Origin of the sequence: Lysobacter enzymogenes (assembly GCF_017355525.1) — a bacterium.
GTDB classification, from domain to species: domain Bacteria; phylum Pseudomonadota; class Gammaproteobacteria; order Xanthomonadales; family Xanthomonadaceae; genus Lysobacter; species Lysobacter enzymogenes_C.
Genome location: NZ_CP067395.1, coordinates 718,127 through 743,755, shown reverse-complemented (window position 1 = coordinate 743,755; position 25,629 = coordinate 718,127). Strand labels below are relative to the sequence as shown.

13 protein-coding genes are annotated in these 25,629 nt (G+C 70.7%); 2 read left to right on the top strand and 11 right to left on the bottom strand.

All coding sequences use genetic code 11. The annotated features are described in order from the left end of the window. The first annotated feature begins 280 nt into the window (after nt 1-280). Nucleotides 281-766 (top strand): hypothetical protein, encoded by a 486-nt coding sequence (locus tag JHW38_RS03075; protein ID WP_207524566.1) that lies wholly within the window; start codon nt 281-283, stop codon nt 764-766. Between the two features lie 253 nt (nt 767-1,019). Here JHW38_RS03075 and JHW38_RS03070 read toward each other — a convergent pair whose 3' ends face one another. The 10 genes from JHW38_RS03070 to JHW38_RS03025 form a co-directional block, all read right to left on the bottom strand. Next, nucleotides 1,020-2,354, bottom strand: coding sequence for a PstS family phosphate ABC transporter substrate-binding protein (locus JHW38_RS03070; RefSeq protein ID WP_207524565.1), 1,335 nt, complete (start codon nt 2,352-2,354; stop codon nt 1,020-1,022). An 875-nt stretch (nt 2,355-3,229) separates the two neighbouring features. Next, on the bottom strand, nt 3,230-15,208 hold the full coding sequence (locus tag JHW38_RS03065; RefSeq protein ID WP_207524564.1) for a filamentous haemagglutinin family protein: 11,979 nt from the start codon (nt 15,206-15,208) through the stop codon (nt 3,230-3,232). A gap of 237 nt (nt 15,209-15,445) precedes the next feature. After that, complete coding sequence (locus tag JHW38_RS03060; protein ID WP_207524563.1) at nt 15,446-15,787, bottom strand: hypothetical protein; 342 nt, start codon at nt 15,785-15,787, stop codon at nt 15,446-15,448. A gap of 78 nt (nt 15,788-15,865) precedes the next feature. Further along, nucleotides 15,866-16,543 carry a hypothetical protein gene (locus tag JHW38_RS03055; RefSeq protein ID WP_207524562.1) on the bottom strand — a complete coding sequence of 226 codons (678 nt, stop codon included), beginning with the start codon at nt 16,541-16,543 and terminating at the stop codon, nt 15,866-15,868. A 15-nt stretch (nt 16,544-16,558) separates the two neighbouring features. After that, complete coding sequence (locus JHW38_RS03050) at nt 16,559-18,286, bottom strand: putative porin (protein WP_207524561.1); 1,728 nt, start codon at nt 18,284-18,286, stop codon at nt 16,559-16,561. 44 nt (nt 18,287-18,330) lie between these two features. Beyond that, complete coding sequence (locus JHW38_RS03045; protein ID WP_207524560.1) at nt 18,331-18,969, bottom strand: TonB C-terminal domain-containing protein; 639 nt, start codon at nt 18,967-18,969, stop codon at nt 18,331-18,333. Between the two features lie 39 nt (nt 18,970-19,008). After that, nucleotides 19,009-19,413, bottom strand: a complete 405-nt coding sequence (locus JHW38_RS03040) for an ExbD/TolR family protein (protein WP_207524559.1) — start codon at nt 19,411-19,413, stop codon at nt 19,009-19,011. Next, the gene (locus JHW38_RS03035) at nt 19,410-21,230 is read right to left on the bottom strand and encodes a DUF2341 domain-containing protein (protein ID WP_207524558.1); all 1,821 of its coding nucleotides are present in this window, start codon (nt 21,228-21,230) and stop codon (nt 19,410-19,412) included. Before JHW38_RS03035 ends, JHW38_RS03040 begins: the two co-directional genes overlap by 4 nt. Before the next feature lie 153 nt (nt 21,231-21,383). Continuing rightward, nucleotides 21,384-22,979, bottom strand: a complete 1,596-nt coding sequence (locus JHW38_RS03030) for a ShlB/FhaC/HecB family hemolysin secretion/activation protein (protein ID WP_242691161.1) — start codon at nt 22,977-22,979, stop codon at nt 21,384-21,386. Between the two features lie 782 nt (nt 22,980-23,761). After that, complete coding sequence (locus JHW38_RS03025; RefSeq protein WP_207524557.1) at nt 23,762-24,508, bottom strand: SapC family protein; 747 nt, start codon at nt 24,506-24,508, stop codon at nt 23,762-23,764. Nucleotides 24,509-24,805: 297 nt separating this feature from the next. Here JHW38_RS03025 and JHW38_RS03020 point away from each other — a divergent pair, with 297 nt between their 5' ends. After that, nucleotides 24,806-25,084, top strand: coding sequence for a hypothetical protein (locus tag JHW38_RS03020; protein ID WP_207524556.1), 279 nt, complete (start codon nt 24,806-24,808; stop codon nt 25,082-25,084). Nucleotides 25,085-25,201: 117 nt separating this feature from the next. Here JHW38_RS03020 and JHW38_RS03015 read toward each other — a convergent pair whose 3' ends face one another. Beyond that, nucleotides 25,202-25,603 carry a fluoride efflux transporter FluC gene (locus tag JHW38_RS03015; protein ID WP_207524555.1) on the bottom strand — a complete coding sequence of 134 codons (402 nt, stop codon included), beginning with the start codon at nt 25,601-25,603 and terminating at the stop codon, nt 25,202-25,204. Between the last annotated feature and the right edge of the window lie 26 nt (nt 25,604-25,629).

Sequence of the window (25,629 nt, the reverse complement as noted above, 5' to 3'; positions counted from 1 at the left end):
GTGCGCGGCGGCACGCGCATTCATGCACGCGTTCACATCCGTGCAACCGCGCCGACACGTGGCTTTGCTCTCCTAGCGCGCGGGGACACGCACGCCCACGACGCTGCGCACTACCGGCCGACGCCCACCGGCGCGATCCGGCCTTTGGCCTTTCACCTGCATTCTCCTCGCGGCCGCGCGATGCGGCCGCTGCCGTACGCCCTTCGTCAGCACGCAAGTCCGCGTCCCCCGGATGCTGCGCATCCGCGCCGGTTCCATCCAACCTTCAAGGAGACAACTCATGGACTACGCAATCCGCGCCAAGCTGTTCGCGGCCGTCGCCGCGCTCGGCCTCGGCCTGCTCGCCGCCCCGCACGCCGATGCCGCCAGCCAGTGCAAGACGCTCAAGCTGCTGCCGGGCGTGGTGCAGGTCTACGCCACGGTCGACGGCGCCGCCGCCGGCGACAGCGCGTTCTGCACCGCCGACTTCGCCTGCCCGACCGGCTCGACCAAGGTCGAAGTGTTCGGCACCGCGCTGGCCACCACCCGCGACGCGGTCATCGCGGTCGACAACACCGCCAACCTCAGCAGCGGCGAGCAGGTGTCGTCGAACTGCATCACCACCGTGGTCGGCAACGGCAAGCGCGTCTCGGTCAGCACCTGCAACGCCAAGGCCCAGGCGCCGGCCAACAAGGGCACCGCCGACACCTCGGCCTGCTCGGTCTACGCCGAAAGCCCGGCCGGCGCGCGCGTCGGCGCCAACGCGACCTGCTTCTGCGGTACTTGATCCGTAGCCGATCCTGATCCGAGCAGGATTGATCCAAGCAAGATCGAGCCGCGCAAGACCGATCCACGCCTGACCCGAGGCACCGCCGCCAGGCGGACGGGCAAGAAAAAAGCTCCCCGATGCGACCGGGGAGCTTTTCTTTTTTGCGCGATCGCTTTTGCGGTGCGGCTCGCTGCGAGGTTGCTTCACAGCATCGTTTCGAACCTGCCGCCATGCGCGGCGGCGGCAATCCCTGCCGCCGCCGCGCCCGCGATCAGTTGATGCAGCTGTTGATCGAACCGACCGCCGAGCTGCGGAACAGGGTGTTGCCGTCGATGTAGGCATAACCGGTCGGCAGCGCGACGCGCGGGTCCGGAGCGCCGGCGGTGGTCGGGCCGTAGAACTGCTTGAACAGGTTCTTGATCGGGGTCGCCTTGGCGCCGTTGCCGGCGTAGTAGGCGGCCAGGTAGGTCACCGCGGCGATCGGATAAGCGCCCGAGATCACGGCGGTCGGGTTGACCAGACGGGTGCAGTTGCGCGCCGGAGCGGCGACGCTGGCCGGCACGTCGCCGACGGTGGCGCCGTCGAGCACCTTGGCCGACAGCAGCGCGGCCGGAGCCAGGCTGACCGGACCGGTCGAACCGAACAGGGCCGGGTCGTTGCCGTTGACCGAGGCGTACATCACGCCCTGGCTCAGCACTTCGGCGATGTCGGCGTAGCCGAACGCGTCGGTGGTCGACTTGACCTTGGAGACCACGCCGTTGTTGCCGGCCTGGGCCGAGGACGCCGAGTAGTTCGGCAGCGCCAGGGCGGCGGCGGTGGCGAAGCTCTGGTTCGGCTTGAAGAAGTCGGTGGCCAGGCCGAACTTGCCGTTGCACTGCGCGGCGAGGTAGCTGGTGAAGGCGAACGAGGTGCCGCTGCCTTCCGAACGGTAGACGATGGTGATCGGGTGCGAGCCGGCCACCGGCGAGGTCAGGCGCGAGTCGTTCCAGTTCTTGATGTCGCCGGCGAAGATGCGGCACACCTGCTCGGTGTTCAGCGCGACCGAGGTCAGGCCGCCGGCGGTGTCCTTGAACGGCAGGGCGATGGCGCCGGCCAGGACCGGGATCTGCACGATCGCGGTGCGGGTGGACGCCATGTTGGTGATGAAGGTGTTGTAGTCGGCGGTCGCGATCGGCGCGTCGGTGCCGATGAAGTCCGGAGCCGACTGGCCCGAGACCGAGCTGAAGCCGGTGATGCCGGCCGGCGAGCAGGCGCCGTTGGCGAAGATGCCGTCGTTGTTGAGGATCTTCTTGCCGGTGCCGCTGCCGGTCTGGCAGTACGACACGGCGTCGGCCGAGTAACGGGTGTGGTAGTCCTTGAACACCGGAACCTTGGTGCCCGTGGAGTTGCCCAGGCCGGCGACGCTGAAGGTCACGGCCGGCAGGGTGATGGCGGAATCGCGCGACAGCTTGGCGACCGGCGAGGTGCCGTTGTACAGGTCGCCGACGTAAGCCGGGGCCGGGAAGGTGGCGCCGCCGCCGTACAGATCGGCCGCGTTGGCCGAACCAGCGAAGACCAGGACAGCGGTAGCGGCCAGCAGGCCGACATGAAGCTTGTTGCGATGCACGAGACGTCTCCTTTTGAGGGTGCGGGCCGAATGCCCGCGGATCAATCCGTATCGATTCGTTGCAGGGCGCCGACGCTTCGCCTCTGACGGGCTGCGTTGGCGCGGCGACAGAATGGGTGCGGCGTGTGCAAGCGCAGCGACCATGCGGGTAAGTATTTATTACATGCTTCAAGTGACTAATCGGCCGAGATTTAGCGCGATCTAAATCGTGTTTTCGTAGTCGATGCGAAGGTTTTGTGTCTGCGCGCGACGACGCGGTTACGTAGATGACAGCTTGTGCGCGCACTGCGTCACGGTCATGAGCGATGAGTCCAGAGTGCGATTGCGACGCGGATCAACTGTCATCTGCGTGGGAATCGGCGCTGCGGGTGTGTTGGTTTGCGCGGGTTTCCTGGCTCGCAATCGGCGTTGCGAAAACCGGGCGAGGTTCTCAGCGATTCGCAGTGGCGTGGAGACTCGCTGGCGATGGAGATCGTGGCGGCGGCGTGTGCGGATGCGGCGTTGCTGTCTGCGTGCGCGGTTCGCAGCGCTTGCCGGGTTCGCGACGGGATGATGCGCTGCGATGTCGCGCGAGTGTTTGTGCGGGAACGACAGTCGAACAGTCATCGTTCTTTCGGCAACGCAGTGATGAAAATTGCGGCGTTGTTTGGTTTTCGTGGTCGCAGCTTGCGCAGCTCCTACAGGGAGGGAGCTGGAGGTTACGGCGTTGTTCAGTTTTCGCGGTCGCAGCTTGCGCAGCTCCTACAGGGAGGGCGTGGGCGTTGCGTCCAGGCTGGCTGACACGCAGGTGCGGCGCTTGCAGAAAAAAGAAGGGCGGCCTGTCGGCCGCCCCGTTTCGTTGCCCTGCCCTCGCGCCGAGGCGTCGGCGCCAGTCGTTACGGCGAGTTCGCGCAGCGCGGGTTGTTGGCCTCGCATTGGCCGAAGCCGATCACCTGCACCGAGATCACCGCCGGCAAATCGCGGCCGCCCATCGCCGGACGCTTTTCCGCCATCTGCTCGGCGACCGCGTTGACGCCGGAACTGGCCGACGAGGCCGCGCTGAGCGCGCCGGTGTCGACGTTGCGCGCGACCGGGATGCCGATGGAGTTGCCGTCGACCTGGATGTTGTCGGCGTTGGCGATGGTCTGCGCGGCGACGATCAGATTGCCGCCGATGCGGATGCCGGCGTCGCCGGCGTCGATGGTGCCGCGCGGGGCGATCAGTACCGCGTCGCCGGCCTTGCCGGCCGCGGCGGTCTGCAAGGTGGCGATGCCGGCGCCGGTGACCAGGCCGCGCGCGTCGATCCGGCAGTACTGGTCGACGTCGCAGACGTAACGCACCGGCGGCTTGTCCGACGAGGTCTTGGCGCCCTTGCCGGCGTTGATGTCGCCGTTCGAACTCCAGATCGTCAGGTCGCCGCCGCGCTGGGTGAAGATGCGGCTCTGCGCCAGCAGCACGCTGCGGTCGGTGAAGATGCCGATGTCGCCGACATCCAACGTCAGCACGCCTTGCTGGTTCGGGCCGATCACGGTCTCGCCGCGGTTGTTGGTCACCAGCGGCGGCGCGGCCACGCTGCCGACCAGCACTTCGCCGCCGGGGCCGAGGATGCGCACGTCGCCGCCCTGCTGGGTCTGCACGGTCGAGCCGCGCATGTCCATGCGTCCGGTCGCGACCGGCGCGTCGGCGCCGTTGGCGCCGCCGTCGAGGCGGTTGGCGGTGTAGCCCAGCGCCGACGGGAACAAGGTGTTGATCGCGCGGTAGCCGGCGGCGTACTTGCCGAACTCGGGGCTGGCCGGGTTCTTGTTGTCGCGGCCGGCGCGTTCGAGCAGGTCCAGGAACACCTTGTCGACCAGACGCTGCTGCGCCGCTTCGGGCAGTTGCGCGAACTCGGCCCAGGCCTGCTGCGGCGACAGCTCGGCGTCGCCGTTGCCGCCGGCGTCGCGGCGCTGCTGGCGCACGTAGGCGGCGAGCCAGCCCGCGTACGCCGCGGATTCTTCGCCGGCCGGATCGAGATAGCGCGCGGCGAACGCGCGCGTGTCGATGCCCGGCGCGACGCCGAAGCGCACGACCAGATCGGCGCCGTCGTAGCCCAGCCCGGCGTTGTCGCGGTTGCCGATGGTGCGGATGCCGCCGCCTTCGGCGCGCAGTTGGTTGAACGCGTAGGCCTCGTTGGCCGACGTGAACGGGCCCAGATCGCGCCCGGCCTGGATTTCGAAGCTGCCCGGCCCGCCGAGTTCCATCCAGTTGTAGCGGCTGACCCGGCCGCTGATGCTGCGGCCGAGCGGACGGTAGTACAGATCGCGTCCGGCCAGCACGCGGGTGGCGTCGCTGGCGCGGTAGTTCTGTCCGCGCAGGTCGAGGTCGACGATGTCGCGGCCGGCGCGGATCGTCGCCGGCTTCGGCAGTTCCAGGGTCAGGGTGTTGAAGCTCTGGCGCTGGTCCGGCTGGCCGTTGACGATGTCGCCGAGCGCGTACACCCGCGCCGGCTCGCGGTCGTCGCGGTGCAGGTTGGCGCGCTGGTCGCGGCTGGGGATGAACACGTCCAGGCGCGAGAAGTCGAACGCGGTCTGTTCCGGCAGGCTCGACAGCGGTTGCAGCGGCGACGGCATCCAGGCCGGGTCGATGTCGAGCAGGCGCAGCGTGTCCAGGCGCGGGAACGCGTCGGCGTACAGCAGCACGTCGCCGCCGGCGAGCAGGCTCAGGCCGCCGCGCACGGACGGGAACAGCTGGCCGCCGTTGCGCACGCGCACGTCTCCGGCGATCGCGGTCAGGCTCAGCGAACCCGGCAGCACCTGCGCGAACAGCGAGCTGCTGCCGATGTTGTACGGCGCCTGCGGGCGGTTCGGGTCGCGGCCGCCGTAAGCGAACAGCGCATCGCCGAGCAGCAGGCTGCCGAGCTGCACGTCGCCGGTGGTCGAGACCGCGTTGAGCGCGGCATCGGCGCCGAAGCTCTGCGAATCGACCTCGCGCTCGCTCAGGCGCGCGTACGAGGGATTGAGCACCCGGCCGATGTCGACGTCGCCGCTGGCGCCGACGTTCCAGCGCGCGTCCTGCATCGCCAGGATCGGCGCCACGCCGGAGCTCATCGTCGTGGTCTGGCTGCTGACGTTCTCGATAAACACCGGCACGTTCAGGTCGTAGGCCGAACCGATGCGGCCGCCGGCGTTGAGCGAGCCCTCGCCCTGGGAGACGAAGAAATCGCCGCCGAGCACGTCGCGGCCGGCGCTGGCGCGCAGGTCGCCGCCGCCGAAACGGCGCAGGCCGCCGGCGCCGTCGCGCAGCCACGTGGTCGGCGAGGACGCCGACACTTCGACCAGATCGCGGCCGGCGTCGAGGCGGATGTCGCCGCCGACGCTGAGCAGGCCCTGGGCGAAGCCGCCGAAGTTGATCGAGGTCGAGATCAGGCGGCCGTCGGCGTCGGCGACGTTGCCGGTCTGCATCCACGGCCACCAGTACTGGACCAGATAGCTGCCGGCGACGCCGCTGCGGCGGCCGTCGCTGTCGCGGATCTGGCGGTTGCCGACGATGTCGCGGCCGGCGCGCAGGCTGAGGTCGCCGGCGGCTTCCGGATTGACCGCGCCGGTGACCGCGACCAGCGGGCCGCCCAGGTTCTGCGGCGAGCTTGCGCCTTCGACCCGCGGCCGCGAGGTGTCGGCGCGGGTGCCCTCGCCCGGGCGGCCGGCGGTGTAGACGCTGGCCGGCGCGTCGCGGTCGGCGAAGCGCACGTCGCGCGCGGCGACCAGTTCGATCTCGCCGGTGCCGGTGCGCAGCACGTTCGGCAACAACAGATCGCTCTGGCCGTTCTTGCGCAAAGTGGTGTGGCCGTCGAACACGATGTCGGCCGCGCCGCTGCCGGCGCGGTCGGGCGCGACGCTGGTGAAATCGGCGCCGGCGACGAAGCGGTAGCGGCTGCTGTCGCCGCCGGCGAGCTGTTGCTCCAGCCACGGCGTCGGCCGTTCGGCGCTGGCCTGCAGCATCGGCGTGCGGTCGGCGGCCGGCGGCACCGGGCCGAGCACCGGCAGACGCGGCACCCAGGTCATCGGCGGCACTTCGCCGTTGGCGACGCGGTTGGCCAGGTCGAGCACGTAGCTGCGGTAACGGTCCAGATAACCGGCGTAGTCGCCGGGGCCGGTCGGCGGCGCGGGCTCGGCGATGCCGGCGTCGCCGGTGCCGGCGATCGAGATCAGCAGGTCGATGAAGCCCATCAGCGAGGTGCCGGGGCCGACGATGTTGTCGAGCGCGCTGTCGGGCTTGGTCATCATGCCGAACAGTTCGTCGTACTGGCCGTAGTACTGGCCGGATTCGTCGTTCGGATCGTACGGCTGCGGCGCGGGCAGGAACTGTTCGCTGTCGGGCATGCTCAGCGGATTGTTCTGCAGCCAGGTCATGCGCGCGGCGACCGAGCCGTCGTAGTTGCCGACCGCGCCGCTGCCGGCGGCGTTGTAGTTGTAGAAGCCGTCGCTGATGCTGGCGTTGACCTGCACGTCGCCGGCCGCGCGCAGGGTCAGCACCGGCGCGGCGCCCTGGTAGCGGAAGTCCGGCGCGTTGCGGTCGCCGGAGTTGAGGTTCCAGTTGGTCAACACCCGGATCGCGCCGCCGTCGCGGCTCGCGTCGGGATTTTGCAGCTCGATGCCGGGACGCGCGCGGAAATTCGCAATGCCGGCGAAGCGCTCGCCGAAGGCGAAGCCCGGGGCCTGGGCGAAACGCATCAGGGTGCCGGGCGTGTGCTCGACGCTGTCGCCGTTGAGGTAGCCGTAGAAACCCTGGTGCGCCGCGTTGGCCGCGTCGGGCGTGAAGTAGTGGGTCTTGAGGTAGAGCGCGAGCTGCTCCGGCGTCTGCGGCGCGGCCAGTTCGGCGCCGCTGGCGTCGCGCCACTTGCCGGCGACGAGCTGGCCGTCGGAACCGTACCAGCCGGCCGGATCGACGATGCCGTCGAAATGGCGCTCGGGATGCTCGGGATTGACCGCGTCGCCGGCGCTCCACACCGCGTACGCTTCCAGCCCGACCTCGCGCGCGCCGACGATCGACGCAGGATTGTCGACCGCGACGTTGACGTCGCCGCCGACCAGCAGCGGCGCGCGCAGTTCGACCTTGCCGCCGGACAAACCGCCGGCGCTGCCGCCGCGCACGTCGATCAGCGCGTCGCGGCCGATGCGGATGACGCCGGCCGCGTCGCTGGCGACGTTCTGATAGCCGAACGACTCGTTGAGGGTGCCGTCGCTGCGGCCGCTGGTGCCGATGCGCACGGTGCCGCCGCGCTTGCCGGCGGCGCTGCCGTTGGCGAGCAGGCGGCCTTGCAGGTCGACGCCGTGGCGGCCGTACAGCTCGATCCGGCCGCCGGCGCTGCCGGAGGCGTCGATGTCGCCGAGGATGCGCACGTTGCCGTTGGCCGCGTCGCGCAGCAGCACGTCGCTGCCGCCGTCGGCGATCAGGCTGACCTCGCGCGCCTTCAGGCTCTGGCCGGCGCTGAGTTGCAGGTCGCCGCTGCGGCTGCGCACCGCGATGCTGCGGTCGATGCCGCTTTGCGCCAGCCGCTGCGCCAGCGTGTCCAGGTCCAGCGCCGCGCCGCTGTCGAGTTCGATGCGGCCGCCCTGCCCCTTCGGCGCCGCGCCCTTGAGCGCGCCGTCGAGCGCGATCGCGCCCTGCGGCGCGAGCAGGCGCAGCTCGCCGGCGTCGCCGCCGCCGGCCGCGGCCGACACGTCCAGCTGCGCGCCGTTGGCCAATGCAATCGAGCCGCGCTCGGCGCGCAGTTCGATCCGCCCGCCCGGCGCGTACACCGGTTGGTCGAAGATCGCCTTCGGCAACGCCGACACGTCGATCGCGCTGCCCGCGTCCAGGCGCACGTCGCCCTGGGTCGCGACCAGGGTCGCGCGGCCGGAATTTGCCCGGATCAGCGCGCTGCCGGCGATGCTGGCGCCGCGCAGTTCCAGCGCGCCGCCCTGCGGCCGCGCCGCGTCGGCCGCGGCGTCGCCGACGCGAGCCAACGTGATCGCGCCGCTGCTGCGCAGGCTCTGGTCGGCGCCGCCATCGGCCTGGATCACCGGCGCTTGCAGGCGCAGATCCGCCGCGCCGAAATCGACGCTGCCGCGGCCGCCGGCGGAAATCTGCTTGGCCGCGTCGACCGACACCTTGGCGAAACCGGCGAACTGCGAATCGCCGCCGCTGAAGGCGACCGTATCGCCGCGCAATTGCAGCGTGCCGGGCCCGGCCGGCGCGTCGCCGGCGGGGCCGCCCCGCACGCCGAGTTCGTTGCCCAGGCTCAGGCGCTGCGCGCTCAGCCGCACCGCGCCGCCGTCGCCGCCGAAGCGGCGCGCACTGAGGTTGAGTTCGCGGTCGCTGTCGACTTCGATGTCGCCGTAGAACGCCATTTCGCCGTAGCTGCGCAGGCTCACCCGCTGGGCCTGGCCGAACTGCGCGAGGGTGTTGCGGCCGACCACGAAGCCGTCGTAGCGCGCATCCGGGTCGGCGCTGAACACCACCCGCCCGCTGCTGGCCTGGATGTCGCGCCCGGCCAGCACCGCGCTGGCGTCGACGCGGGCGTTGCCGGAGGCGTCGAGCATCAGCGCCGCGCCGCCGTCCAGGCGCGCGCCGGCGCCGACGTCGAGCAGGCCGTGCGATTGCTCGAACGCCGGCAGGCCGCGCCGTTGCAGGGTCGCCGCGCCGGCGTTGGACACCCGCAGCAGCGCGCCGTCGCCGCTGATCGCGGGGCGGTTGCTGGCGCTGTCGGCGTTCTGGCCGATCACCAACTGCAGATCGCCGGCGCCGGCCAGGGTGCCGCGCGCCTGGATCACGCTGCCGTCCTCGATGCGCACGCCCTGGCTGCCGTCGCCGGCCTTGGCCACCAGCACGATCTCGGGACCTTGCAGCGGCGAGGCGGCGTCGTTGGACACCAGCACGTCGCGCGCGCGCGCCGAGATCGCGGTGCCGTCGCTGCCGCGCTCGCGCACGCCGCCGATCAGCAGGCTGCCGGCGCCGAGCGCGCTGAGCTGGCCGGCGTCGAGCTGCACATAGCCTTCGCGCGCGGCCTGGTTGCGGCCGCGGATCTGGATCGCGTCGGCGACCACGTCGATCTGCGCGGCCGCGCCGCCGTCGGCGGCGGCCACGTCCAGGCGCGCGGCCAGTTCCAGCGCGCGCTGCGCGCTGAGCACCAGCTGGCCGCCGTCGCGCGGCAGCTGCGGGGCGAAACGACCGGCCTTGGCCGCCTGTTCGGAGAAGAACTTGTTGGCGCGGCTGAGCTGGTATTGCGAGTACTGGCCCCACACCGCCGCCGACTGCACGTCGAACGACTGCGAACGCGCATCGCGCGCGCCGCTGAGCGAGTCGACGTAGTAACCGGCGACGCGGTGGGTGCCGTCCGGCGCGGTCAGATTCTGGCTCGACAACGCGTCCTGGCCGCCGCTGCGCTGGACCACGCGGAACGCGCCCGGCAAGGTCGCGTAGCGGCCCGGCAGCAAGGTGTAGACGCCGTCGGCCAGCCCCGGCACGCCGGACAGATACACCGACTTGCCGACCTGGCTGGCGCCGGCGCCCTGGCTCAACAGCGGGTCGCTCGCCGCCAGCGGCGACTGCGCGCCCGGCACGATCGCATAGACCTCGCGGCCGTCGGCATACAGCGGCGCGCGCGTGCCGCTGCCGCCGTCGGCGTAGTTCACCGCGAAGCTCGACAGCACGTCGCGGCTGCCGCCGGTGCCGGCGATCCATTCGAACGCCTGCAGATCGCCGCCGCCGGACAGGTCGACGCGCGCGCCGTCCTGCAACGACAGCTGCGCGCCGTCGAGCGAGATGCGCTTGAGCGGCGGCGCGGTCAGGCGCTGCTCGACCTCGTTGCCGTCCCATTGCAGCGAATCCACGGTCTTGCCGTACGGCAGCACGCGGCCGTCGAGCGAGACCGAAGTCAGGCTGCCCGGCGCCAGCGTCACCGTGCGCGTCGACGTCAGCGCGAGCTGGTTGAACAGCGCGCGGGTCGCCGGGTCGTCGGCGTTGGCCGCGCCGAGCACGATCTGCCCGGCCGGCGCGCGCAACGTACCGGCCTGTTCGATGTCGGTGGCGTCCAGCAGCAGCTTGCCGCCGGCCGACAGCGGCAGCGGCGCGGCCGCGCCGTTGCCGGCGATGCGGATCGCGGTGTCGGCGCGGACGCCGGCCGCGTCCTTGGCGCCGAGCGCGCGCACGATGAAGGTCTCGCCGCTGGCCGGATACAGCTGCGCGGCGCGGAACGACAGGTTGCCGCCGCTCAGCAGTTCGCCCGGCACCAGCTGCACTTCGTTGTTGATCGTCGCGCTCTGGTAGAGGCTCGGCGTGTGGAAGCGGATGTCGCCGCGGCTGTCGAAGGCGGCGTCGGCGAAGTTGCGCAGCGCCACGCGTCCGCCGATGTCGATGAAGCCGGCCTCGACCTTCAGCGTCGCCGCGCCGGGCTTGCCGGGTTCCGGCAGCGCCGTCGCGGGGTCGTCGCCGAGGCCTTGCAGCGATACGTAGGCCGAACGCAGCGTCGCCGCGCCGCGTTCGCCGCCGGCCTGGAACGCACGCGCGTTGATCATCAGCGCGCGCGCCGGCGACAGGGTCACGTCGCCGTCGAACAGCACCGGCGCGATGCCGGGGCCGCGGATCAGGCCGTCTTCGCCGATCCCGACCAGCAGCGTGTCGACTCCGGAACCGTCGAGCGAGTCGGCCTGGAAATGCATCGTGCCCGAAGGCGTGTCGCGGCCCGGCTCGATCGCCCCGCCCGCGCGCGCGGACGCATCGAGCCGGCTGCCGCTTTGGTGGAACACGATCTGCGACGTCGCCAGCGGCGCGCGGCCGCCGCTGACGTCGAGCGGCCGCACGCTTTGCGCGGTCAGCAGCTGCACGCTGCCGCCGCGCGCCTGCGCGTCGCCGCCGGCGGCCTGGATGCGGCCGTCGAAGAACAGGCCGCCGGCCGCGGCCAGCACCAGCTCGCCGCCGTCGCTCCACACCGCGCGCGCCTGCAGCGGCGCCTGGCCGATCGCGCCGCTGTCGGCCGGCAGGTCGAAGATCGCGCGCGCGCCGGACAGATCCAGGCGCACGCCCTGCTCGACCACCACATAACCGCCGTCGTTGCTCAGGCGGATGCGGCCGCCGTCGAGCAGCTTGCCGTCGCGCGGCACCGCGCCGCCGTTCGGCAGCGGCGCCTTGAACGGGTCGAGCAGCGCCACGCCGGAGACATCCAGCACCGCGTCCTTGCCGACCCACACCGATTTGTCCGCGCGCCAGTAATCCACCTGCGATGGGCTGTGCGACGGCGACAAGGCCGTGCTCGAGGTGTCGCCGGACAGATCGATGCTGCCGCCGTGCGCGATCACCGAACCCAGCACGGTCAGCTGGCCGCGCGAACCCAGGCGCACCGCGCCGCCGGCGTCGACCTGCACCTGCGCGCCGCGTTCCAGCGTCAGCGTGTCGCGGACCTGATCGAGCCCGGCCACGTTCGGCAGGGTGCGGCCGGTGGCCGCGCCGGCTTCGAGGAAGAAGTCGGCGGCGTCGCGGTGGTAGTCGTCGAGGCGGCCGAACGCGCCGTACCGGCCCGCACCGGCGGCATCCAGCCCGGCGTAGAGATCGCCGCCGCTGGCCAGTCCGCGCAACGCGTCGAGGTTCGGCAGGAAATTGCGCTGCGACACGCTCAGCTGGGTGCCGGCAAGGATGCGCGCGTCGTGGCGCGCGACCAGATCGTAGGCGCCGAAATCGCCGTCGCGGAAGAAACCGGCGTCGAGGCGCAGCGTGCGCGCATCGCCGGCGAGCGGGTCGGCCGCCGCCGCGCCGATCAGGATGTCGCGCGCGTACAGGCTCAGCGTGCCGCCGCCGGCGAGGCCGCCGCCGCGCAGGTTCTGCGCGCTGAAGCGCAGCTCGCCGGCGCCGGGCTCGGCGGCGAACGCCGACGCGGGCAGGAACGGATTCAGCGACTGGGTGCCTTCGCGCGGCTGGTACAGCTTCAAGGCGATATCGCCGCCGCGGCCGAGCGGCACGCCGTCCTTGGCCGCGAGCTGGCCGTTCGGCAGGATCCGGCCGCCGCCGGACACGTCGAGCAAAGCGCCCGGGTCGAGCACGATCGAGCCGCTGGCGTCGCGGCCGCCGCCGGCGCCGTTCAAGAGCGGATATTCCGAGACGCTGAGGCTGATGCGGCCGGCGTCGATGTGCGCGCCGCCCTGGCGCTGGTCGGCGACGCGGTCGCGGTCGTTGACCCACTGCCCGCGCGCGAGCAGGCGGCCGCCGGATTGCACGGTGATGCCGCGGCGCGCGCCGGCTTCGGGATTCGGATCGTTTTCGCTGGTCGCGCTGAGCGCGATCTCGCCCGAGTCGGCTTGCAAGGTGCCGGCCACGTTCACCCGCGCGCCGCTCAGGGCGATGCGGCCGCCGGCGTCGACCTGCAGGTGCGCGTCGCCGGCCACGTCGATGCGCGAGAGCTTGTCGCTGAGCTCGACCGTGCCGAAGCCGGCCTGGTTCAACGCCTGCGCCGACAGCGTGCCGCCCTGCCCCTGGGTCAGGCGCTGCTGCATCGAGAAGTCCGCGGCCACGTCGGGCACCGCGCCGTTCTGCAAGGTCCACTGGCCATAACCGGCGCCGCTGACCGACACGCTGAGCTTGCCGCCGAGCGCCGGCGTGCCGCGCTCGCGCTGGTCGCGGCCGGATTCGGCGTTGGCGCGCAGCTCGCCGGCCAGCACCAGCCCGGTGTCGACCCGGCTCGCGTCGGCGCCGGCGTCCTGGCGCAGCACGATGTTGAGTTCGCCGCCGTCGCCGCCCTGCACGTAGTCGGACTCGTAGTAACGATCCGAACGCGCGAACGCCGAATAGAAATACTCGCGCACGTTCCAGCGCTGGTGGTCGAGCGAGAACTGGCCGGCGAAGCCGAGGTAGGACTGCGACGGGTCGGCCCCGGCCAGGCGATAGGTGCGCCCGTCCGCGCCGATGACCCGCGGGGTTTCGACCATGCCGCCCTGGTAATGCAGGAAGCCGCCGCTGACGTCGATCACCGAGCCGCCGCGGGCGACGAATTCGCGCACGCTGACGTTGATGGTGCCGCCGTCGACCAGCAATTGGTCGATCCCGCGCGGACGCTGGTCGGCGTAGCCGGCGGCGTTGAACAGCGGGCTGCCGACCCAGGCGCGGCCGTCGTCGGTGACGCCGCGCGCGCGCGCGTCGAGCACGACCTTCTTGCGGTAGAACGCGCCGCCGCGCAGCAGCGGCGAGTCGGCCAGTTCGTTCTCGCCGATGCGTTCGATGGTGATGAAGTTGTCGGACATCGGCCGCAGCACGTCGGCCAGGCCGGCGACGTTGATCTGCGCGCCGCGGTCGATCTGGATGCGCGCGACCTCGGGCTTGCTGGTGCCGTCGCGCAGCGGTTCCATGCCGACCAGATCGAGCTTGGCGCCGGGCATCAGCACCAGCGCGTTTTCCTGCAGGCGCATCTGCGCCGCGGCCAGCACCGCGTTGGGCGCCTGGAACGCCTTGTCCGCGGTCGCCGCCGAGGTGGTGGTCTCGCCGTCGCGCTCGGGCAGGATCGCGGTGACCGAAGCGCTGCCGAAGCTGAGCTTGCCGCCGGTGCTGCCGCTGAGGTCGGCCGGCTTGTCGACGCCGGCCGAACGCGAATGGTTGGCAGCCACTATAGAGATCCGTCCCGGCCGGCTGACCGACGTGGTCGTGCCGACATAGCCGTCCTGATGCAGGTCGTAGCCGGTCAGCGTGACCGTGCCGCGCTTGCTGGCGACGATGCCGGTGTTGTCCAGGCGCCCGTAGCCGGCGTTCGGCGCGCTCGCCTGCGGGGCCACGCCGCTGTAGCGCAGGCTCAGTTCGTTGCTGGCGCCGGCCGGCGCCGGGGTCGAGAACGCGCCGACCACCGCGGCCAGCTGCGCGTGGCCGTCTTCGGCGATCACGCTGCCGGCGTTGCTGAGGTTCGGCGCGGCGATCAGGGCGAAGCCGCCGGAACCGGTCTTGATCTGCGCGCCGGCGTCGATGCGGATGTCGCCGGACGCCTGCGGCCGCGCCGCGGCGCCGCCGCCGAATTCGGCCAGCTCGGAAGTCAGCACCGCCACGTCGGCCTTGGCCCGGCGCACGCCTTCGCCGATGAAGATGCGGTTGCTCTGGGCGATGTCGTTGCTGAACAAATTGAGCGACGACGCCAGCAGCGAACGCGTATTGACCTGGCTGGTGCCGCCGAACACCACGCCGTTGCGGTTGAGCAGGTACACGCTGCCTTCGGCCTTGATCTGGCCGAAGATCTGGCTCGGCCGGCCGCTGGGATCGTCGACCCGGTTCAGCGCGATCCAGTCGTTGCCGCCGCCGCTCTGGTTGCCGCCGCGCTGGTCGAAATAGACCGTGGTGCGGCGGCCGATGTTGAAGCTTTCCCAGCTCAGGATCGCCTTTTTCTGGGTCTGCTCGATGGTGACGGTGACGTTGCCGCCGGCATCGTTGTTCTGGGTCGGGCCCTTGGCGCCGAGCCACAGCTTGGACTGGTTGAGGCGCGGGTCTTCGACCGCGATGGCGCCGGGTTCGAAGCGCACGCCCGCGGCGACCTTGAGCCCGCCCTGGACCAGACCGTCGGGGACTTGATTGGCCGCCGCCGACGCTGCCGCCGCGGCGCGCGCGGCGACCTGCGCGGCGTCGAGCGCGGAGCGCACGCGCGCGGCCTGGGCGAACGCGTCGAGCGAGCGCTGCGCCATGCGCTGCGCCTGCGCCGATTGCAGACCCTGCTGCTGCACGCTGCGCGCGGCCTGCGCGGCCGGGTCGGCGCCGCGGCGCGCGAACGGATTGGGATCGGCGTGGGCGACGCCGCCGACCAGGGCCAGCGAGATCGCCGCGCTCAGCGCCAACAGGCGCAGCCGCGCGGGCGAAGGACGGCCAGAATCGTTACCGGCGAGGGGCTTGCGGGTCATGACGGCTTCCTTTGCGCGGGCGGCGTGGGCGCGGAGGCGTCGCGCGGCGCGGCGACGCAGTGGGATGGGAGGTGGCGCCCGTGCGCGGTGCGAAGCGCGCGGGCCGGGCTACGGCGACTGCGATGCAAGCCTGGACTGCGATGCGGGACGTACGGGTAGAACACGACGCGCGGCCGCGCGCACGCGCCGGCCGCTGTGTCGCTGTACTCGCCGTCGTTGGCCGCACGCGCGCGCATCTCAGCGCACCGGCGGCCGCGCCAGCGGCGTGGTCGGAAAACTGCGTTCGGGCCGTTGCGGCGCGATCGACTTGCCGTACTGGTCGCCGAGCCGTTGCCGCGTCGCCGCCGGCACCGCCAGGCCCTGCCCGATCGGCGCCAGGCGCTCGCCCGGCGAATCGGCGGCGTTCACCGGCGCGGTTTTTTCGACTTCGGTCTTGATCGCAGCATTGATGCAATCCCAGCGCCCGGCCTCGTCGTGGCCGATGCGCACCTGCACGCACGGCGGCGGCGCCGGTCGCGAGGCCGGCAGAATCCGCCGCTGCGCCGGCAGCGCCGCGACGACGCCGCACAGCGCCAGCATCAACGCCGCGCGCGCGAACGTCCGCCGCGCGCGAAACCGCGCGGCGGGCGACGACAGCGCGGGCGCGCGGCGCAGGCATCAGCCGTTCGACGCCGTGCCGGCGGTGCGCGCGGCGGCGTCGCCGGCGCCGCACTGGGCGGTCTTGGCGCGTTCGTCCTCGAGCTTGTTCTCGAGTTCGCGCGCGCGGTTCTCGCGTTCGACCTGACCGAAGCCGAGCAAGGTCACCCGCTTGCCCTTGGCATAGGCGGGATCGCGATACAGCTGGGCCAGTTCGCGCCCGGCCTGATACAAGGCCTCGCTGCCGGCGGCGCATTCGGCCGCGCGGGCCTGCGCCGCGTCGAGCCGTTTCGCCAGCTCCGCGCGCTCGCGCTCCTTCTGCTGCGCGCTGTGCGCCGCCTGCTCCTGCGCGCTGCGCCACTTCAGCGCTTCCTCGCGCGCCTGCCCGGCCGACGCCGAGGCCTGGCCGAGGCGTTGCTGCAACGCCGCCAGTTGCGCGCCGTCCGCGGCCGGCGCCGGCTTGGCCGCGCGGCTCTTGAGTTCGTCGCGCTCGCGCTCGGCCGCGGCGGTGGCGGCCTGCTGCTGGGCCAGCGCGGCCTCGGTCGTGCGCAGGCGCGAAGCGGTGTCGCGCAGCGCATCGCGCAAGCGGGTTTCGTTGCCGCTCTGCGCGTGCGCGGCGGAGGCGGCGAACCACAGGGCGGCCAGCAGCGGCGCGCTGCGCAGCGCGGCGTGGCGGATCGAAGGAAGCGGCAGGCTCATGCGCGTTGTCCCCGGTCAGAACTGAGTGTTGAGATCGAGCTGGACCACATCGACCGAATACGGCTGGCCGGTGACCTCGTTGGCGCTGAGCCAACGCAGGCCCAGCCAGGTGTTGCGGGCCAGGCCGAGCGAGCCGCCGACGATGAAGCCGCGCGCGTTGGTGCCGCCCAGATGGAAGTCCGAATCGGTGAACGCGTCCGGCACCGCGTCGGATTCGACCCGCTTGTAGCCGATGCTGGCGTTCCAGTCCCAGGCCTTTTCGATCTTCGGCTGGCCGACCAGCAGGTTCAGGTAATAGCCCATGTCGCCGCCGTCGAAGACCGCGCGGGTGTCGGCCGGGTCGAGATTCGGCTTGAAGTTGTTGAGCGGGCCGAGCGCGCGGATGCGCTTGGCGTCGTACTTGGTGTTCTTGACCACGTCGGCTTCGAGCACGATCTTGACCGGGTCGAAGCGCGCGATCTCCAGCGCGGCGTGCAGGTTGGCCACGCCGAACTCGCTGGCGTAACCGAAGTACTGCAACTGCGGCCCGTTCGGCGCGCCCTGCGCCGGCACGATGTTGCGGATCGCGAACATAGTGTTGCCGAACTGCTGGAACTGCGGACGCGACAGATCGGTATCGCACACGTCCTTGGAGGTCGGCGCCAGGCACGGCGAGGAGAACTGGCCGTTGAGCTTGTCGAACTCGAAATAGCCCAGGCCGAGCTTCAGCGACATCGCATCGGCGAAGCCCCACTCCAGCCCGGCCTGCGCGCCGTACAGCCACTTGTCGCGGCTGGACTCCTTGTCCAGTTCCTGGGTCGAGCCGAAATCGAAATCGGTGTTGAACACCGGGAACGCGCCGACGTTGACGAAGGTCTTGAAGTCCGGGCTGTGGCGGAAGCTGGCCTGGGCGGCGACGCCGTCGAAGTTGAGGTCGTTGTCGAACAGCAGTTCGCTGGTCCAGAACGGATTGGGCGTGCGGCCGATGTCGGCGCTGAGCCAGCTGGTCGGCTTGAGCCGGATGTAGGCGCGGTCCAGCCACAGCGAATACTTGGACAGGTTGCCGCCGGCGCCGAGGCTCTGGTTGGTCGACACCGGGCTGCGGTCGCTGCCGGTGGCCAGGCGCATATCGGCCTCGATCCAGTCGGCGATCTGCGCGTGCATGCCGAGCCGCGCGCGCAGGCGCATGCGGCCGCGGTTCTTGGTGGTGTTGACGTACGGCACCGGGTTGCCGACCGGGTCGGCGATGTCGTAGCCGCTGCCGCTGTTGAGCGTGGCGAAGTTGGGGAACTCGCGGTAGTTCTCCTTGTCGTTGAGCACGTCCTCGGCGCGCGCGCGCAGGTCGCCGTAGAAGCTGATGCGCTGGGTCCACTCCGGCAGCGCGTTCGGCGCCGCCCAGCCTTCGCTCTTGGCCTGCTGCACCACTTCGGCGCGCAGTTCGTCCTTGATCTGCTGGCGCACCACTTCGGGCACGTACGGCACGACCACGGCGCCCGGAACGGTCTGGTACGCCGGCTGCGCGGCGACGGCGGTCGCGGGCGCGGACGCGGCGCTGGCTTTGGCTTCGGCGATCAAATCGTCGGCCTGGCCGCGCGTCAGCACGCCCTTGGCGACCAGCAGGTCGATCAGTTTCAGCGTCACTTCCGGGCTGATCTTCGCCGCGTCCACCGGCGCCGCCAGCGCAGGCACGGCGCAGGCCGACAGCAGCGCCACGGCCAGCGCGTGGAGACGGAGACGGCGGAACGGTTGGGTCGTAGCGGTCATGCGTGGCCTTCCTGGAAGTTGAAGTCGTATCGGGCGCGCCGCGGTCAGCCCGGCGAGATCGCGCCGATGCGCAAATTGATCGGTTGCGGCATTTCCGCCGGCGGCGCCTGCGGCAAGGAACGTCCCTGCAGCGCCGCGACGATCGCCGCATCGAGTTCGGGCTTGCCGGTGCCGGCGATCACCTGCGAGCGCTGGATCGTCCCGTCCGGCGCCAGCCACATCGCCACCGTGGCGCTGTAGCGGCCCTTGCGGGTCTTCTCGCCCTGCTGCAGGTACTGCTGCACGGTCCGCTGCACCATCGCGGCGTAGCCGGCGTACGGATTTCCGCCGCCGTTGCCGCCGCCGATGCGGGTGCCGCCGCCACCGGTGCCGGCCTGCAGGCCGAATTCGTTGTTGCCCGGGCCGGCGTCGGCGGTCAGCGGATCGCCGGGCGGCTCGGCCGATTCCTCCTTCGGCGGCTCGATCGATTCGAACGGCGTGTTCTCCACCGGCTTGGGCTCGTCGGTGGTCTTTTCCGGTTCCGGCGGCGGCGGCGGCGGAGGGGGCGGCGGCAGGATCACCTGGGTAATGCGCGGCGGCTGGCGCTTGGTCGTCGGGCCAGCGCCCTGCATCAGCGACCACACCAGCCACGCCATCACCGCGAGCACGCCGACGACGCCGATCACGCCGAGCGCGCGCGACATAAAGGAACCGCGGCCGTAGGTTTCCGACACGTCCGCGCCTCAGCTCTGGCCCTGGCGCTGCGAGGCCAGGCCGATGGAGGAGATGCCGAGCTTGCTGCACAGGTCGAGCACGGCCATGACCTTGTCGTACTGCACGGCGCGGTCGCCGCGCAGGATCACCGGCAGCTCGGCGTCGTTGGCCAGCGCGTTGCGCAGTTGCTGCTCCAGCTCGCTCATGCTGACCGGGATCGCGTCGATGCTGACCTGGCCGGCGTTGTCGATCGCGATGACCTTGGTCTTGGGCTGCGACAGCGGCTGCGACGCGCTGGCCTTGGGCAGGTCGACCTTGATGCCCTGCACCGCCGCGGTGCACATGATGATGAAGATCACCAGCAGCACGTACGCCAGGTCCAGCATCGGCGTGATGTTGATGTCGTCGTACGGCTTCTTGCCCTGGACCTTCACGGCAGCGTCTCCGTCGACACGCTGCGGGCGACGTGCGCCGGCAGCGGCGCGTCGCCGGCGTAATCCTCGGCGATGCGCTTTTCCAGTTCGTCGACGAACACCTGCATGTCCGCGCCGATGGCTTCGGTGCGGCTCAGCAGGTAGTTGTAGCCGAACAGCGCCGGGATCGCGACGGCGAGGCCGGCGACGGTCGCCAGCAGCGCCGCGGCGATGCCGGGCGCGATCGCGTTGATGTTGACGTCGCCGGCCGCGGCGACCGCGGCGAAGGTGATCATCACGCCGACCACGGTGCCGAGCAGGCCGAGGAACGGGCCGCCGGAAATCGCGATGGTCAGCAGCACCATCAGCTTGTTGAGGCGCTGGCCTTCGCGCACCGCGGCGGCGTCGAGCGCCGAGCGGATCGCGGCGATCGACTGCGGCCGCACCACCGAACGCCCGCCGCCGGCGGCGACGCGGTTGCGCAGCTCGTCCAGGCCGATCGCGAGCAGGCGCGCGAGGTTGGACTTGTCGCCGTTCAACGGCCCGCCGTTCTCGGCCGCGCGCACCCACGAGGCGTCGTGCAGCGGGTACTCGCCGGCCTGCTTGCGGAACGCCAGCAGGAAGCGCTCGTTGGCCTTGGCGGTGGCGCTGACGAACAGGCCCTTGCCGATCATCACCCACCACGAGATCGCGGCCATGAAGCCGAGGATCACGATCACGATCCAGGCGTCGACGGTCAGCGCGCTGAACAAGATGCCGAAGTAGTTGTGGCCGCCGTCGCCGGAACGCTGCTCGACCGGCTGGAAGGTCAGCAGCTTGGCGTCCAGGCCCTGGCTGTGCGCGGCGACCTGGATCAGGCCGAGCCCACGCGCGCTCTTGGACACTTGCAGTTCGTCGATCTGGCCGATGAAGTTCGGCCGCGCGGCGCCGTCTTCGCCGCCGATCAGCAGGCCCGCGGCCGCGGCCGGCAGCGCCACCGCGGCGTCGCCGGCCGGCGCGCCGTTGACGTAGACCGCGAGCTTGCCGGCGTCGAAGCGCGCGGCCACGTGCGCCCAGCCCTCGCCGACCAGCGGCGCGCCGGCGGCGGTGCGCACGCCGGCGCTTTCGGCGTAGACCACGCCTTGTTCGATGCCCACCGTCAACGCGCCCGGCAGCGAGGCGATCACGCCGCTGGCGTTGGCGCCGGCCGGCTTGATCCACGCGCTCAGGGTCAGCGGCTGCGCGGCGGCGAGATTCAGCGACGGCGACGCCGGCACCTTGACCGGCGCCTTGCCGTCGAGCTGCAGGCCCGAACCGATCAGCGCGGTCTCGGCCAGGGTCAGCGGCGCCTGCGCGTTGTTGCCGTAAGCGGTGGTGTCGCTGCCGGCCGCGCCCTGGTTGGCGAAGTGGAACACCGCGATGCTGTCGGCGTCGTAGCTGCCCTTCGGATCGCTGCCCGGCGTCGCTTCGGGATTGCCGAAATAGACGTAGACCGACGCCGACGCGTTGGGGTCGAGCTTGGGCACGTCGACCCACGCCAGCGCGACCTGATCGACCAGGCCGTCGTATTTCTCGAAGTGGTACTTCAGCGGCGTGCGGTCGTCGGCGGCGATGAAGCGCACGTCGCTGCCGTCTTCCTTGGCGTCGGCGAAGTTGAAGTTGCCCGAGTGCAGGCGCACCAGCACTTGCGCGCGGCCGCCCGGCTCGGTCGCCGCGGCGCCGGTCGAGGTGGTGTTGAGATCGATCTTGGCCCGGTAGTTCCACTTGCCGTCCCACCACGAGGCCGCCGCGGCCGGAGCCGACAGCAGCGACAGCAGGAGCAACAGCGAACAGGCCAACAGCACGCGCAATTGAGTCACGACACTTTCCCCAAGAGATGTTCGGTACCGGTGGGAGGGCCTTGAGGCCCGATGCCTTCCGCTCCGGCGGCGATGCGCGCTGCCGGCGATCTGGGACGAAAGCGTCGGGGCGCAAGCCCCTCCCACACTCCAGACTTCAGATTTCGGACTTCGTCAGAACTCGCCCCACAGCCGCACGCCGACCTCGACCGAGTCGGGCTTGCGTTCGCGTCCGTTGGGGCTGGACAACGGGTGGGCCACATCGATGGAACCGTTGAGATGGCCGAAGGCTTTGACCGTCGCGCCGACGCCGGCGCTGACCAGGGTCTCGCTGCGCAACTGCTCGGGCAGCGGGTCGTTGATGCGGGCGTAGCCGGCGTCGACGAACGCGCGCAGGCGCAGTTCCTGGAACGCGTCGCCGAGCTTGTCGGCGAACGACGGCGTGCGCGCTTCCAGCGTCGCCGCGCCGCCGAGATCGCCGAGCGCTTCGGATTCGTAATAGCCGCGCACGCTGTCGAGGCCGCCGATGCTGAATTGCTCGTTGCTGATCAGCGGCTCGCCGGCGAACTGGGTCTGCAGGCGCAGCATCAGCTGCGCGTCGCCGGCCGACTTCCAGGTATAGGAGCCTCCGGCGCGCAGATAGAAGAAATTGGGCTGGGCCTGGTAGCGCTTGGCGTCGAACGCCGCGCGCCCGTCGCCGACGCCGCGCAGGTTGAACACCGCCGACAGCGCCAGATCGGCGACCGAGCGTTCCTTGACCCAGTCGGCGTTGTAGCTGACGCTGAGCGGGAGGTACTCGATCGGCACCGCGCCGCGGTCGGCGCCCTGGATCAGCGATTCGGTGAAGTCCTTGTAGTCCACGCCGACGCTGAGCGAATGGTAGAAGCCCTCGCCCGCGGCGAACGAGCGCATCAGGCGCACGCCGGCCAGGGTGCCGTTGCCGATCACGTTGAGGTCGCCGACCACGGCGATATCGCTCTTGCTGCGCACCGCATAGCCCAGCAGCGACCACGGCGAGGCGCCGAACCGCGCCAGGTACGAGGCCGAAACCACCTTCGCGTCGGAACTGCGCTGCGGCGCGACCTGCGCCGACAGGCTGACGCTGTGGCCGAGCTGCCACAGATTGTCGTAGCGCACGCTCGCCGACAGGCGCTGGTCGCTGGTGTTGGCGCTGTTGCGGTTGTTGAGTTCGAGCGAACCGTGCAGCGGCAGCTTGTCCTCGACGTTGAGGTCGACGTCGACCGTGTTCGGGGTCGCGCCGGCCTTGATTTCCGGGGTCACGCGCCGGTCGGGCAGCTGGTTCAAGGCGACGATGTCGCGCTGCACGTCCTTGAAGTTCGGCACCGAGCCCTGCGCCAGCGACGGCGCGGCGCGTTCGATGTCGTCGGGCGAGAAATACTCGGCGCCGTTGACGCGCAGGCGGCCGACCTTCTGTTCGCTGACCTGCAGCGTCACCAGCCCGGTCGCCACGTCCTGTTCGGGAATCGCCACGCTGACGGTGGGATAGCCGCGGCTGTCGTACAGCGACTGCAGCGCGGCGCGCGCGTTCTCCACGTCCTGCTCGCTGCGCTGCGGGCCCAGGTGCGGGTACACCACCTTCTCGATGTCCAGGTTGCTCAGCTTGCTGTTGCCGACCACCTGATACGCCAGGATGTCGAAGTGCGCCGCGGCCGCCGTCGCGGCGTCCGCGCGGGCCGGTTTTTCCTGCGCATGGAGAACCGCCGGCCCGAGCATGGTCAGACCGACGGCTGCGATGAGGCGTAGAGGCATCGACCCGAAACCATCCCTGTTGCGCCGGCCCAGCGGAGGGGGACGGCAGACCGCGCCAAGTTAGGTTCGCTATGTGACGATGTTTGAACTGCTACATGACAAGGCACGCGGAATACGTCACACATGTATCTCGCATGCAACGCAGCGATCACAAGTCCGGTGCGTTACGAGCGAACTACGCGCTCGATCACACGACATCTCATGCGCATTTGATCTGTATCACACAGGTGAGAAATGTCGCGACTTGCGGTTGCGTCGGTGAACGCATCGGTTCGATCGCGCAGTCTCAGCGAGGAAGGATTCGTTGTCGGTGCGGTGCAAGGCGCAGAGATGCAAAGCAGCCGCCATCCATTACGAAAACGCAGACGGCGTTGCGCGCAGAAGCTTGCGACGCGATCGAGTGCGCGCGGCCGGCGACGAGCCGCGCTTGCGGGTAGCGGCTGCGCACGCACGTACACGTCGAATTCGCGCCGGCAGTGCAGGCGGAGGATGACAGCGCGGCGATGGACCGGGAGCTATCGCGCATATTTTTGAGAAGAGCCGCGACCGCTATCGCACTTGCGTCGCCGCGACGATGTTGCTGATCGAAAACAGCGTCCGCGCTGCCATCGCAAAATCCCGGCCTTGCGGGAACGACTTCAGTCCCGCCGCTTTCTCCCGGATCGCGGCGACCGGAAACGCAAGCGTCGGGACGGAAGTCTCTCCTGCCGGTATCGCCAGGCCAAAAAAGAAGCGGCCCGAAGGCCGCTCCTGGGTGTTCCATCGCTGCGGCCCGCGCCGGCTCAGTTCACCGCGCCGCCCGCTTCGCCCTGGCCTTCGGCCTGCACCGCCAGTTCCGACAGGCGCTCCAGATTGCGCATCGACAGCAGGTGGGTGTAGATCAGGCCCAGCGCGCCGGTGCGGAACAGCTCGGGCAGCTGGGCGTCGTCGAGCTTCATCAGCTTTTCTTCCGACACCGCGTACACGCCGTTCAATTCGGCCTGCGGCTGCTCGCCGTTGCCGAAGCGGATCACCCGTTCTTCCAGCAGGTCCAGCTCCTTGAGCTTGGCGGCGAACATCGCGGTGCGCTTGAACTCGTTGTGCAGGTCTTGCAGGAAACCCATCGCCCGGGTCAGGTTCTCGGTGTCGGCGCCGTCGTCGCCGAACAGCGGCTCGCCCTCGTCTTCCGACAGGCCGTCGTAGGCCATGTCCACGCAGACCGTGACCGTGCCGCTGTCGCGGTCCTCGGCCAGCACGAACGGGTACTGGCGCAGGAACGCCGGCACGTAGCCGCGGCGCCAGCGCGCGCTGTCGTCGACGTACAGGTTCTGCTGATTGCGCAGGCCGACCAGCACCGCCGGCAGGAAGTCGCCGTTGGCCAACTTGGCGAACACGATCGCGTACTCGTTGGCCGCGCTGGGGAACTCGACCGTGGCCACCGGCACCGAGTTGAGGCTGGCGGCGAAACGGGCGTTGTGCTCCGAGGTACGGATGCGCAGGCGGCGATGGGTGTCGCGGTTGAGCGGGACGACGCGGTCGTAGATCAGCATGGAGTTCCGATTCCTGGTGGCGGCGGCCGGCCCAAAGCGGCCGGCGTGAGCGGCGAAGATGCGCCATCGGCGTGACAGTTACAACGCGTCCGGCCGCCGGGCGGCCCGGCGCGCGGCGCTACCGTACTCCGGCGCGGGCGTGAACGCCACTTTCACCTGCGCCTGCGCCAGTCAAAAATGTCATCACATGCGTTCCCATATCGTGATTCCCGGCACATGCAAAGCACTACGTGCCGGGTGCCGGGTGCGATGGGGAGTGGCGTTTTGTTCAAAGTGTCGTTGCGAGAACACGCTCTGTTGAGCGTCCTGGTCGGCCTGCAGCGCGGGGTGCAGCCGGAAACCAGTCATATGAAGCATGCCTTGATCGAGGACGGGCTGGCGCTCAGCGCGGACGGCCGGCTGAGCCTGTCCGACGCCGGCCAGACCCTGCTGCAGGCCTTGCAGCATATGGTCTGGGCTGAGGTCGAATCGCTGCAGCAGGTGCTGGCGAACAAGTCCGCGGCGCCGAGCGACGAGGTGTTGCGGATGACGCGGCTGCCGGCGGCGGCCGGTTCGGACGAGCCGCCGTACCGATAACCCCCTGTAGGAGCGGCGCGAGCCGCGACCGCGACAACGCACCTACGCCGAAACCTGCGCAGTGGTCGCGTTGTCGCGGTCGCGGCTCGCGCCGCTCCTACAGGAAGCGACCGTCGCTCAGGCGCGGGCGGGCCACAGCCCCTGCCCCAGCTTCCAGCCCAGCGCGATCGCCGCCAGCCCGAGCCCGACGTGCAGCAGCACGGTCAGCGCCAGCCATTCGTAGCGCGCCGCGCGCAGCATCGCCAGCAGGTCGACGCCGAACGCCGAGAACGTGGTCAGGCCGCCGAGCACGCCGGTCAGCAGCACCGCGCGCCAGAAGTCGGCGTCCTGGCGCTGGCCCAGCCACACCAGCAGCAGGCCGGCGCAGAAACAGCCGGCGAGGTTGACGGTCAAGGTCGACAGGGTCGGCCACGGCGCCGGCAGCCGCGGCAGCAGCAGGTTGGCGCTGTGGCGCAGCAAGGTGCCGAGCGCGCCGCCGAGGGCGACGGCGAGCAGTTGCAGCAGCGCGGCGCGGGTCATGCCGCGGCTCCGCGATCGTGGCCAGC

Excerpts from the sequence above, each read along its gene's own strand:
- JHW38_RS03025 (WP_207524557.1), bottom strand. The coding sequence starts at position 24,508 with ATGCTGATCTACGACCGCGTCGTCCCGCTCAACCGCGACACCCATCGC.
- JHW38_RS03045 (WP_207524560.1), bottom strand. The coding sequence starts at position 18,969 with ATGTCGCGCGCGCTCGGCGTGATCGGCGTCGTCGGCGTGCTCGCGGTG.
- JHW38_RS03050 (WP_207524561.1), bottom strand. The coding sequence starts at position 18,286 with ATGACCGCTACGACCCAACCGTTCCGCCGTCTCCGTCTCCACGCGCTG.
- JHW38_RS03075 (WP_207524566.1), top strand. The coding sequence starts at position 281 with ATGGACTACGCAATCCGCGCCAAGCTGTTCGCGGCCGTCGCCGCGCTC.
- JHW38_RS03060 (WP_207524563.1), bottom strand. The coding sequence starts at position 15,787 with ATGCTGGCGCTGTGCGGCGTCGTCGCGGCGCTGCCGGCGCAGCGGCGG.
- JHW38_RS03030 (WP_242691161.1), bottom strand. The coding sequence starts at position 22,979 with ATGCCTCTACGCCTCATCGCAGCCGTCGGTCTGACCATGCTCGGGCCG.
- JHW38_RS03065 (WP_207524564.1), bottom strand. The coding sequence starts at position 15,208 with ATGACCCGCAAGCCCCTCGCCGGTAACGATTCTGGCCGTCCTTCGCCC.
- JHW38_RS03015 (WP_207524555.1), bottom strand. The coding sequence starts at position 25,603 with ATGACCCGCGCCGCGCTGCTGCAACTGCTCGCCGTCGCCCTCGGCGGC.
- JHW38_RS03055 (WP_207524562.1), bottom strand. The coding sequence starts at position 16,543 with ATGAGCCTGCCGCTTCCTTCGATCCGCCACGCCGCGCTGCGCAGCGCG.